Annotated in this window: 14 protein-coding genes; 7 read left to right on the forward strand and 7 right to left on the reverse strand. The window is 63.5% G+C overall.

Annotated features, from left to right (window positions below; all coding sequences use genetic code 11):
• Positions 1-8 precede the first annotated feature (8 nt).
• The 6 genes from MFF26_RS19440 (at position 9) to MFF26_RS19465 (ending at position 5,023) form a co-directional block, all read left to right on the forward strand.
• Positions 9-2,009: a hypothetical protein gene (locus MFF26_RS19440; protein ID WP_238308416.1), complete on the forward strand. Its 2,001-nt coding sequence runs from the start codon at positions 9-11 to the stop codon at positions 2,007-2,009.
• Between the two features lie 305 nt (positions 2,010-2,314).
• The gene (locus MFF26_RS19445; RefSeq protein ID WP_238308417.1) at positions 2,315-3,142 is read left to right on the forward strand and encodes a hypothetical protein; all 828 of its coding nucleotides are present in this window, start codon (positions 2,315-2,317) and stop codon (positions 3,140-3,142) included.
• Positions 3,143-3,146: 4 nt separating this feature from the next.
• Positions 3,147-3,638 (forward strand): 3TM-type holin, encoded by a 492-nt coding sequence (locus MFF26_RS19450; protein WP_238308418.1) that lies wholly within the window; start codon positions 3,147-3,149, stop codon positions 3,636-3,638.
• 262 nt (positions 3,639-3,900) lie between these two features.
• Positions 3,901-4,242, forward strand: a complete 342-nt coding sequence (locus MFF26_RS19455) for a hypothetical protein (protein WP_238308419.1) — start codon at positions 3,901-3,903, stop codon at positions 4,240-4,242.
• Complete coding sequence (locus MFF26_RS19460; protein WP_238308420.1) at positions 4,239-4,799, forward strand: hypothetical protein; 561 nt, start codon at positions 4,239-4,241, stop codon at positions 4,797-4,799. Before MFF26_RS19455 ends, MFF26_RS19460 begins: the two co-directional genes overlap by 4 nt.
• Positions 4,799-5,023, forward strand: coding sequence for a hypothetical protein (locus tag MFF26_RS19465; protein ID WP_238308421.1), 225 nt, complete (start codon positions 4,799-4,801; stop codon positions 5,021-5,023). The genes MFF26_RS19460 and MFF26_RS19465 overlap by 1 nt, the downstream gene beginning before the upstream one ends.
• A gap of 63 nt (positions 5,024-5,086) precedes the next feature.
• Here the strand turns inward: MFF26_RS19465 and MFF26_RS19470 are convergent, their stop codons facing one another.
• From MFF26_RS19470 to MFF26_RS19490, 5 genes are all read right to left on the reverse strand, one after another.
• A complete protein-coding gene (locus MFF26_RS19470) occupies positions 5,087-5,563 on the reverse strand; it encodes a hypothetical protein (protein ID WP_238308422.1) in 477 nt (158 codons plus the stop codon).
• Positions 5,564-5,620: 57 nt separating this feature from the next.
• Entirely contained in the window at positions 5,621-5,845 is a 225-nt protein-coding gene (locus MFF26_RS19475; RefSeq protein WP_238308423.1) for a hypothetical protein, read from the reverse strand.
• A 120-nt stretch (positions 5,846-5,965) separates the two neighbouring features.
• Positions 5,966-6,385: a hypothetical protein gene (locus tag MFF26_RS19480; protein ID WP_238308424.1), complete on the reverse strand. Its 420-nt coding sequence runs from the start codon at positions 6,383-6,385 to the stop codon at positions 5,966-5,968.
• An 11-nt stretch (positions 6,386-6,396) separates the two neighbouring features.
• Complete coding sequence (locus tag MFF26_RS19485; protein ID WP_238308425.1) at positions 6,397-6,813, reverse strand: hypothetical protein; 417 nt, start codon at positions 6,811-6,813, stop codon at positions 6,397-6,399.
• A gap of 57 nt (positions 6,814-6,870) precedes the next feature.
• Complete coding sequence (locus MFF26_RS19490; protein WP_238308426.1) at positions 6,871-7,992, reverse strand: T4 RnlA family RNA ligase; 1,122 nt, start codon at positions 7,990-7,992, stop codon at positions 6,871-6,873.
• Positions 7,993-8,154: 162 nt separating this feature from the next.
• Here MFF26_RS19490 and MFF26_RS26635 point away from each other — a divergent pair, with 162 nt between their 5' ends.
• On the forward strand, positions 8,155-8,640 hold the full coding sequence (locus MFF26_RS26635; RefSeq protein WP_373324503.1) for a GIY-YIG nuclease family protein: 486 nt from the start codon (positions 8,155-8,157) through the stop codon (positions 8,638-8,640).
• On the opposite strand, the gene MFF26_RS19495 is transcribed toward MFF26_RS26635, so the two are convergent.
• Together MFF26_RS19495 and MFF26_RS19500 are read right to left on the reverse strand one after the other, a co-directional pair.
• Positions 8,637-8,927 carry a hypothetical protein gene (locus MFF26_RS19495; protein WP_238308427.1) on the reverse strand — a complete coding sequence of 97 codons (291 nt, stop codon included), beginning with the start codon at positions 8,925-8,927 and terminating at the stop codon, positions 8,637-8,639. The genes MFF26_RS26635 and MFF26_RS19495 overlap by 4 nt on opposite strands.
• Before the next feature lie 486 nt (positions 8,928-9,413).
• Positions 9,414-9,758 carry a hypothetical protein gene (locus MFF26_RS19500; RefSeq protein ID WP_238308428.1) on the reverse strand — a complete coding sequence of 115 codons (345 nt, stop codon included), beginning with the start codon at positions 9,756-9,758 and terminating at the stop codon, positions 9,414-9,416.
• Positions 9,759-9,998: the final 240 nt, after the last annotated feature.

The following is a 9,998-nucleotide window of genomic DNA, read 5'->3' on the forward strand; positions in this document are numbered from 1 at the left end:
GCATCTGCATGCCCGAGTTCCGCCTTGTCCCGGAGATCGATGGCGTTCCCACGTCGATCCGTCCCACCGACGCCCGGTTCGGGGCCGCGGTCGGCGCCGCTCCGGTCGTTGCAGACGGCGTGCCGGATACCATCGCCAATCACCTAGAAGGCAAGGCCAGCCTCGACCCCGACACGGGCAAAGTTCTGCAAGCACAGATCGACCTGTCGAAGGGTGGCGACTACGGTGTGGGTCTAGGCCTTCCCGCCATCGCAACTGTGCAGAAACGCATCCTCTCGCGCGGGTTCATCCAGGCCAGCGTCGATCTCGGGATCACGGGCGCGACGAGCGGTTCCGTGCCCGACGAAACCACGAAGTGGCTTGCGGCGATTGCCGATGCCCTGCCGACGCTCGCCAAGCCCGTCCTTCTCCCAGGTGGGCGTTCCTACCGTATCGGGCGCAAGCTCACCTTCCCGTCCGGAACCGGCATCGTATCGGATGGCGGCGTGACCATCCTCGGTGACGCGGGGGACTTCAACAACACGAGCCGCGGGGGCGGCGCGACCTTCGTCGGCGATATCGGCACGTTCACGGGAGCGCGGTTCGGATCGAACGCCGTGATGGTCGCGGCGGCCGACAATTCCGTGGGTGTGACGTTCCGAGGGCTCAAGCTCCAGTTCACAGCGGCCAGCGCCTCCACGTTCGTCAACAAGGCTGTGATCGGGCTGCTCGCCAACGGTGTGAAGGGCCTCGTCGTGGAAGACGTTGAGGCGACGGGCTTCAACAATGGAGGCGTGTTCTGGATCGACGCCTGCAAGGATTTCCTGATCCGTCGGGCGAACATTCACGACTGCGTTCTGCACGCGACGACGCCGGCCAAAGGCACGCACCAGCTGACCGGCATCTGGTTCGATGAGGGCGATCACGATCTCAGCATTTCGACGGGCATCCTTGATCGCCCCGTGGTCCGCCGTCTGCTTCTGACCGACGCGGTGGCGTCCGTCATCGGTTACGAAAGCGACGCTTGGACCGTGGGCGGGCGGGCTTCCGCTATCACGATCATTGCCCCGCTCGTGTCGTCGTGCGGCGAGTGTGATTATTTCGGCGGGGTCCGCGTCCTCGGTGGGCTCTACGAGGATATGCACAATTTCGGGTTCAAGCTCGTGCATGGGGCACGTGGCGCCTACGCGACGGGCCTCAAGATGCGCCGGATCGGACTCGCCGCCGTGACCCTGCAATCGGGTCAGAACGAGGTGCAATCGGTCTCCGGCAATTTCGTCCAGGCCGAAGCAACGCGCGTCGGCGAAATCGCGATGGAAGGCACGACCGTCAATGGTGTGACCGTTGCCCCGCGGACCACGAAGGTAGGTTCCGCCTCGAATTTCGCGGGCATTCTTGCGCTCGATGTGTCGACCGGCGGCGCGGCTGGCCTCGTCGAGAACAACACCGTCGAGGTGACGCTTTCCGACAGCCCGAGGTGCAACGTGCCCGCTTACGTCGGGACCACGGGCGCCGGCAACGCGTTCCGCGTATTGCGGGCCGACGACTCCATGACCGGCCGAATGAACCTGCTCTCGGGCAACGGTGCGGCGCAAACGATGATGATCGGCGAAAAGACCGCCGTCTCAGCGTATCTGACAGCCGATCAGTCCATCCCAGCTTCGACCACGACAGTGATCGGCTTCAACGCCGTCTCCGTCGATGCCAAGGGCGAAATGGACACATCGACCAGCGCGTTCACGGCCAGCAAGCCTGGCACCTATCGCTTCGTTCTCGCGGGCCAGATCAACGACATTGACGGCACCAAGGTCGTCGCCTTGGCCTGTCGCCGGGCGGGAGCCGTGTTCCGGCAATCCGTCCGCAAGAACACTGGCACCGCGGGTGGTCCGGTTGAGTTGGCATGGACGGTAGACGTGCCGCTTTCCACTGGTCAGACCGTCGATTTTACCATTAACCAGAGCTGCAACACGGAAAAACTGCTCGCTGGCACAAGCCAGTTCACGACGCTGTATGTCGGCGCAGCGACCTGATCCCCCGACGGCGGGCGACATTCCGCGTACGGCCACGACCGCACGGCTTGGCCGCGCCGCCTTGTTCAAGGCCATGCGCGTCCGCCTGCTTGACGGACGCCTGCCGCATTGATCGCGCCACGCATGATCCGCCCGCGCTCCGAAGAAGCCGCCTACTGCGATCTGTGCCTCGCCGTCTGGGCTGCCCGATGGCGCCTCTGGTGGGATCGCTGGATGACCTACAGCGGGATCGCTGACTGAACGGTTTTCACCGTCGCCGCGCCGCGCTGATCGCGGCACCCCTTCCGATCACCCAAGGATACCCAATGGCCGCAACTCTCGACAGAGGGGCGTTCTTTGCTGCTGCGCGGTCCTACCCGTTCGGCGGAAGCCTGACGCAGGGGCAGGTCACCGGGATCAGCGCGATCCTTGATGCGTGCCCGCCCGATCTCGCGAGCGAAAGCTTGTCCTACTGCCTCGCAACGGCCTTCCACGAGACCGCTCGGACTATGCTGCCGATTAAGGAATACGGTGGCACGGCCTACTATAAGCGGATGTACGATCCGCAGGGTGATCGGCCGGAGGTCGCGAAAGCGCTCGGCAACACCGTGCCAGGTGACGGCGCCAAGTTCGCCGGTCGCGGATACGTCCAGCTCACCGGGCGATCAAACTATCGCCGCGCCACGGGCGAGTTGCAGAACCGCGGCTACCTTACCCGAGAACAAGACCTGACGCAGGCGCCCGACATGGCGATGACGCCTGACGTGGCGGCGGCGATCATGTTTCTCGGTATGATGGAAGGCTGGTTCACCGGCAAGAAGCTGTCGGACTATTTCGGCCCGAACCGCAGCGGCGACGCCTTCAACGCCCGCCGCATCATCAACGGCGTGGACCGCGCCGAACTCATCAAGGCCTACCATACGGGCTTCCGCGCCGCGCTGAAGGCGGCGGGGCATATGCCGGGCGCTGTCACGCCCGCCGTCCCGGTTGGTCCTATCGAGACCGGGCCGCTGTTCCCACCCGCCCCGCGCAATAGCGGTTCTCCGGTCGCCAAGGCGCCAGCCCCCACGCCCGCGCCTGTCACCGAGGCCAAGCCCGGTTTCTGGGCGAGCGCACTTGCCCGCCTTCGCAACACCTATCCTCCGAAGGGTTGACGCCATGGCCGCCGGTATCATCGGCTCAATCGCAGCGAGCCTGCTGCCGGACATCATGCCGACCATCGGCAAGATCCTCGACCGGGTGATCCCCGATCCGGTGGAGGCGCAAAAGGTCCAAATCCAGATCGCTCAAGCGATGGCGGACCGCGAGCGCGCCTTGGCCGACATGCTCGCCAAGCAGAACGAGCAGCAGGCGGCCATCAACCTCGCGGAGGCGCAGAACCCTTCCTTCTGGACATCCGGCTGGCGCCCCGCCGTCGCGTGGGTGTGCGTGTTCGGCTTCGCCTACTCGTTCGTTCTGGCGCCTATGGTGGCGTGGGGCGCGGCCATCCTCGGCACGGCGCTCGGCGTCGCCTTCCCATCTCCGCCCACGCTCGACAACGGTTCGCTGCTGGCCCTGCTCACCGGCCTGCTCGGGCTGTCAGGTCTGAAGACGGCCGAACGCATTGGCGGCGTGGACCCCAACGTCGGCACGAAGGCCGTCAAGCGCTGATCGTTTTCACCCTAAGCGTGCGGGGCTCGACCGCCTAGTTTGGCGACGCGACGGCCAAGCCCCTAACCCTCCGACGACGCCAGCGAGGGCGCCACCGAATGGCTTTGAGCACAGTCGGCAGACATCTCTCATGTTGGCAAGAACTATCGGCCTCCTCCTGATCGGGGGAATGGTCGGCATCGTCCTGACAAGCGGACGGATCTCGTGCCCGAAAGACACGTGGCCGCCGGTCCGACCAACCGTCGAGTCGATGAGGTAATCCATGCTCGACGCTGCCATTGCCGATGACCGATTGGAGGGGGCTGCGGCACCCATGAGTGAGAACAATGAGCAGAGCAACACGGGTGCGCTGACGGCGCTTCAGATCGCCCAGGCAGTTACAAACACAGAACTCAAAGAGCTGAAAGGTATTCTCAGCGAGTTGCGTGGCGAAGTGCGCGAACTGAAAAGCACATTCGCGACCAAGGACGAGTTCAAGGGCTTGCAAGAGCAGGTCAATGGGCTGAAGAATAACCAGAGCTGGATCGTCAAGATCATCCTCGGCGCAGTTGTCGCGGCAGTTCTCGGCGTCGTGCTCGTCAAAGGTGGCGTACCGCATCCGTGACGATCATTCATAAGCCCGATCCGCCTGAAGCCGCGATCGACATCAACGACAAGATCTACGCGCAGGCCATCCAGTTGGCCTACGGTCCGAGCCGCAGACGGTCGGTGGGCGATCGGTTCGCTAACCTGCTGTATTGGGCGGCCCTGCTCGGGATTGGCGGATGGTTCTTCGCCATGGCGATCGACCGAACCCCGCCGGTCAAGCAGATCGTTCGCGAAGTCGTGAACGAGGGAGGGCGCGTCAGGATCGGCGAACGCCTTCTGATCCACGGCATCCGCGTCCGCGAGCGGCAGTGCGAATTGGTACGCCGCTGGTGGCTGGTGGACGGCGCCGGACGCCGGATCGACTATCAGCCCGAGCCGTTCGACGCCTACGGACCCGTTGGCCGGGAAGAAGAGACCTTCGGCCCCTACATCCCGTTGGATGCAATGCCGGGGCGCGGCAGGCTGTATGGCTCTTTATCCTACGATTGCAACGTGTTGCAGCGCGCCTTGGGCTGGTCCATCGTCACCGTGCTGCCGCCGCTGGAGTTCGAGATCCTGCCACGGGCGCAGTAATGCTGGGCGGCGCATGCGTCCTGCTCCTCCACCTCGCGGCCCGCGCCGTCGATACGCCGGCCCTGGTCTACGTCCGGCAATCCGCGATCAGCATGGTCTCTGCGGTGAACCGGCCGAACGATCCGGAATTGGCCAGGGCTCGTGCCTTCGTCGGCTTGGAAGAGCGCGGCATCTACGTGTCCGAGACACCGGAAGAGGTGGTTCGGATGCCGTGCCTGACGTGAGAACTGACGACACGATCGCTCGACACGAGGCGCCCCGGTCACCCGGCGGCGCCTTTTTTGTGCTTACGGCCGATATCCCGCGAACACCTCACCCGGCCCCGGCTTGCCGTGCTTGAGCACGAAGCGGGCTTTCTCTGACAGCACGGCCTTCCGCTCCGGATCGAGTGCGCCACCTTCCCAATCCAGCAGGCCGCGCGCTGCAAGGGCTCGCACACCGCGAAGCGTCCCGATCCGGCTCAAGGCATGTGGTTCGCCCTGGGCGTCGTAGAAGTGCTTGCTGCCGGGCGAGCGGGTCAGCCATCGCCTACCGCCGCTCAGCAGCAGCAGGATCCGACGCTGCGCGTCGGAAATGCTGTGCCAAGTCGAACGGGCGCCATCCACGCCGCTGTCGATGTCGTGCAGCCGCTTCTCAAATTCCGCGACGAGATCGGACCGTCCGTTTTCCTCAAGCACGGCGATCACCCGCGCGGTTGTTTGGCGCTGGCGCTCTTCGTGCTGCTGCATGAACCGCTCTTCGGCAGCGAAATCCGGTTTCGGCATCTCACCCTCCATCAGCCCCGCCCGGCACCGCCGAGGCGGGGTTTTGCGTCTTGGGCCTCAATGATCGCACTGGAAGCAATCCGCGAGGCGATGCGGTGCGACTTGCCGAAGCCACGCGACGGCGGTCTCTTCCATGAACTCGCGCAGCGCCTTGTACTCGGTGTTGGAGGCGCCGGGCGGCTCCTGATCGACGGCGATGCCGAGACGGCCATTCGAATGCTCGATCACCTGCACACCGAGACCGAGGCACGTCCGGATCAATGCCGACTGATCGGGCGGCACCAAAATCTCGGTGTTATCCTCCCTGCGCTCAAGCATGCAGACGAATGTTCGAGCCGGCGCATCTTCCGGCATTCCTGCGACTGGATTGGTCATCCCTTCGATCCTCTCTGCTAGAGCGGGCTAGGCGACAGGTGCGGGGTTCCGCGCCAAGAACTCGGCGAGCATATTGTAGAGCCGCGCGGCTTCGGTGCGGGGAATGACGCCGCAAGGCCACTCGCCCCGGCTTTCGGGATAGGCGACCAGAGTGAAGCCAAGGCCCGGCCGAGTGTCTTCATCGGTTCCGGTTGTGACCTCAGGGCGAAATTGGAGCCAGCAGAGGGCTGTCGGAACGTTGATGGTGACATCGCTCTTGCGATCCGTCCCAAGCATCTCCGCACCAACAAGTCTCGGCTGCCATCCGCCCGCCCCGACCGTCTCCGCATATCGCCGAGCGACGGCTTTGGCGAAGCCGGTGAAGACGGCGCCTTGAAGCGACACGCCCATTTCGCCCTGCACCTCCTCGCAGATCCTCTGCAAGGTCTCTTCGTCTGTCTGGGGCATAAGATTGTTCCTCAGCGAGAGGGGTTTGCCTGCCCGCTTTCAAGCATGGCCTTAGCTTCCGTAATGGCCGCCTTGAAAGCCGTCTTGCCGGAGTTGATCTTCTCGACATCTGCAAGCCGCGCTTCTACGTGAGCGGCAAGACAGCGGTTCGATATGGTCGGAAGCCAGTTCTTGCGGAGGGCATCGATCTCCACCCTCAAGCGCTCCACGCTCTCAGGCGTCGAACTCATCACCGGGACATCGAAGGCGCTCAATCGAGGCGTGACGAGGTAGAGCGCCCCAACGCTTTGAAACTCGTCGGGGATCTTACTGCCGGCACAAGGATCGGCGGACGGTATGGATGACCCCCTCGCATACAGCACGCCTGCGGCAGCCCCACCGGCTAGGCTGACGACTACGGCGATCCAGACCTGCTTACCCAAAAGCATCGTCCATCTCCTCTCGTCTCATCCGCACCAAGCCCTCAGCTTGGAGGGGGAGTGGGGTTAGGCGGCCTCATCTATCGCCCGATGCATGGCATAGGATGGCGTGTAGCCTTCAAGCAGATTGCCGGTTGGACGGATCGCGCGCATCAGCGCCGCCCGCTGCCGCCCCTCAATGCATCCGGCCTTGCGGTAGCCGAAGATGAGAGGCTGAACGTCGGTCGGTAGCGTCTTGAGTGAAAGGCCTACTTCCTTGTCGGATAGATGGGCCAACGTTGCCGCCACTTCAGTTACGGCGCGCTCGCGCTTTGCGATCTGCGCCCGAAGTAGGCCGATGATCGCGTCAAAATCCCCCCAAAATTCCTCAGGGAGATCGCGGCGGAGCGCATCGACATCATCGCCTGCCGACATCGCTTCCCACATCGCGAGAGGCGTACACCGCGAGATCAGCGCGTGGATGCGGCGATACTCGGCGCCCTTGAGCTTCAGCCTCAGACCATCTGAAAACCGGATGACGAACCCCTCGTCGTTCGCGGGTAGTGCCTCCGCCGTCTTGACCATCTCGGGTATGGACTGGAAAGCGTACCGCCTCGCGGCGCGCCAGCCCAACGCGTTGCAGGTCGCGAGCACGTCCGCATAAGACAGTTCCAGCCCATCCTCAGCGTAAGCAGCGAGCATCACGAGCGCTGGCTCGTCGTAGTGAACGACGATCCTGTTTTCGGGATAAACGGCCTCGAACAGGTAGGTGGCGCCCGGCACGAGCGGAGACAGATCCGACTGGTCCAGCCGGATTTGCGCCCACCGCGCTTGCTCGGAATTGAAAGCGCCCTTCGTCGCCGCCTTCCATCGCCCATCATGGAAGAACACGATGATGAGGCTGCCGTCGAGCTTTTCGTAAGCCTCAAACGGTAGATCCGGCACGACCCCGCGCTTCTCGCCGACATTGAAGAACTTCGGAAACGGCGTTGCCAGCACGCGGCCCTTGGCGCGATCCAAAATCAAGCCGCGCGCCATCAGAGCGAAGATATCCCAGCCGTCCTCGTACACGCACTTGTTCGAGTAAATGTAGAGCTCAAGGCCCGTAGCAGGGTCGGCGCGCCGGTAGACCATGCCAGCCGTCACGGCGGCGTCGAGACCAGCCATCAGATCAGGAAATGAGATCGCTCGTGCGGGGTGGCGGGTCATCGACACGGCTCCTTAAGAGATATCTCGCATCCTACGGCGGACCGGATGCGATATCGAATTGAAGGCTAATCCGATATCGGATAGCTTGCAACAAGCGATATCGCATTGGAGGCGTTTTTGTTGCCGCAAGAAGCTACGAGTGCCCGGCCGGCGTTTGTCTACGTGATCGGTCCAGCCGATGGCCCGGTGAAGGTTGGTGTGACCAACGACGTTGAAAGTCGTCGAAGCGTTCTTCAGGTCGCAAGCTTGACGGCGTTGGAGATATCGCTTTCCGTCGCGCTCTCGCGGCAGGAGGCCTTCGCCGTTGAGCGCCACGCGCATTTCCTCCTTAAGGAGCACCGAGTGCGTGGCGAGTGGTTTCGCGTCCTTCCTGTCCGAGCCGTGCAAGCGGTTCAGGCGGCTCGACGCGCTGTTGCTTGCGGAGAGGGCCATCGAAGTCGGATGGCGAGGGCGCAGGTGCCGAAGGCGAAGCTTGAAGACACGACCATTGTCCGCTTTGCGGCCGGAACCTTGGATCGCATTGATGCGGTTGCGGGAAAGAACCGGCGCGCCAAGTGGATACGGGAACTCGTTGAGGGCGAACTGAGGCGTCAGGAGCGTAGAACTTCGAAAGAAGCTGCCACCCCTCGCAAACCAACCGACCCCTAACCCCTCTCATACCTCACCGGGGATGGCACACAATCCCATCCCGTCTCTTCGTGCAGCTGGCGGTAATGGCGTTTCATGTCCTTCATCGGCTGTCCGCCGCGCCCGCCGCAGGCCGAGCAGACGGTGCGCCGGGCCAGCTGCGAGCGCGTCATCCGAGGCGGCAGGCTGTCGAGCCGGATCACGGCATAGTGCCCGCATCCCGCCCGATCCTTCGGTGAGCAATGCACCTCCACCGTTTCCTCACCCTGTGCGATCCAGTCGGAGACGGTGGGGTCGGGGAGGGGCATTCAGGGAGGGTATCATTCCCTCTGCTCGCGGGGGAGGGCGGGGGCTTCGGGGCGCACGCTTGGCAGTTCGTCAGAAAATCTCCACGGCGCTCTAGCCATCTTTGGACCTGTCTCAGCTGCCATTACCATGCGAAAGCCAGCGCACAGTTGCGTTGGCTTGCCCTCGTCATCTTTGTCGTGATGGCATCCAAAGGGATGGTCCTGAACGAGGCACTTGAGCGCGTCCAAGGCGGTTGCGGGGGCCTTCGTGTTCGGGAACGTGCCGGATGTGAAAGCACATGAAGCGCAGCGCTTGGGCGGCTCTATCCCCATCGCGCGGATCTTCGCTTCTGCTTCGTCAGCACATCGGGCCAGTGCCGCCGGAAGCGCTGCGAGAGCGTCTGCAATTTCGTCGCGTGTGCAGCGCTGTGCAAGCTTTTCGACAGCAGCCATCGGATCGGCTGGGTACATCTCAATCCTCCATCGGCAGGGGAGCGGGGGTGGGGCCTACCAATACTGGTTGCTGTCTCCCACACGCCCGCATTGACCTTGCGGCTGGGCGATCTCGCGGGTCCAATCCTGTTGCAGTCCGTAGTCGAGTTTGAGCTTCTGCCGATTTGGGAAGCCGCACCGACTGACGGGACCGCTCGGCCTCCAACCCTCGCCCTCAGGCGGCGGGGGCGCCTCGCCAGATGGACGTTCGCCCTCTGCCGTCATGACGATGTTATTGGTGGTGGTGCGCTGCTCGGGACGGCCGGTCTTCACCCACGCCATGCACCGCGAGCCGTAACAGCCCTTGAACTCGTTCCACGGGCACATCGTCTTATGTGCGTCGATCTCGTTGACGATCATCGTGTTTTCTCCTGACATTGCGGCTGAGCGGGGGTGGGGGAGGGCGTCTCCTCTTCGAGGATCGGGCTGTCGTGAACGGGGCCGCCTTGCGTCCCCGCCCTTCGGGCTTCCATCGCTGACGCGGGTATTTGCGGCCTTATGGAGCAAATGCACCAAAAAGCACGCTAGGTCAAGGCGTATGCCATCGTCTATGATGGCAAAATGACCGACACATACGCCCATGCCATCACTGGCCTGCTA

This window comes from Methylorubrum suomiense (assembly GCF_022179765.1).
Taxonomy (GTDB): Bacteria; Pseudomonadota; Alphaproteobacteria; order Rhizobiales; family Beijerinckiaceae; genus Methylobacterium; species Methylobacterium suomiense.

Bases quoted from the DNA above. Each gene is read 5' to 3' on its own strand.
- MFF26_RS19440 (WP_238308416.1), top strand. From the start codon at position 9: ATGCCCGAGTTCCGCCTTGTCCCGGAGATCGATGGCGTTCCCACGTCG.
- MFF26_RS19445 (WP_238308417.1), top strand. From the start codon at position 2,315: ATGGCCGCAACTCTCGACAGAGGGGCGTTCTTTGCTGCTGCGCGGTCC.
- MFF26_RS19450 (WP_238308418.1), top strand. From the start codon at position 3,147: ATGGCCGCCGGTATCATCGGCTCAATCGCAGCGAGCCTGCTGCCGGAC.
- MFF26_RS19455 (WP_238308419.1), top strand. From the start codon at position 3,901: ATGCTCGACGCTGCCATTGCCGATGACCGATTGGAGGGGGCTGCGGCA.
- MFF26_RS19465 (WP_238308421.1), top strand. From the start codon at position 4,799: ATGCTGGGCGGCGCATGCGTCCTGCTCCTCCACCTCGCGGCCCGCGCC.
- MFF26_RS19470 (WP_238308422.1), bottom strand. From the start codon at position 5,563: ATGCCGAAACCGGATTTCGCTGCCGAAGAGCGGTTCATGCAGCAGCAC.
- MFF26_RS19480 (WP_238308424.1), bottom strand. From the start codon at position 6,385: ATGCCCCAGACAGACGAAGAGACCTTGCAGAGGATCTGCGAGGAGGTG.
- MFF26_RS19485 (WP_238308425.1), bottom strand. From the start codon at position 6,813: ATGCTTTTGGGTAAGCAGGTCTGGATCGCCGTAGTCGTCAGCCTAGCC.
- MFF26_RS19490 (WP_238308426.1), bottom strand. From the start codon at position 7,992: ATGACCCGCCACCCCGCACGAGCGATCTCATTTCCTGATCTGATGGCT.
- MFF26_RS19495 (WP_238308427.1), bottom strand. From the start codon at position 8,927: ATGCCCCTCCCCGACCCCACCGTCTCCGACTGGATCGCACAGGGTGAG.
- MFF26_RS19500 (WP_238308428.1), bottom strand. From the start codon at position 9,758: ATGATCGTCAACGAGATCGACGCACATAAGACGATGTGCCCGTGGAAC.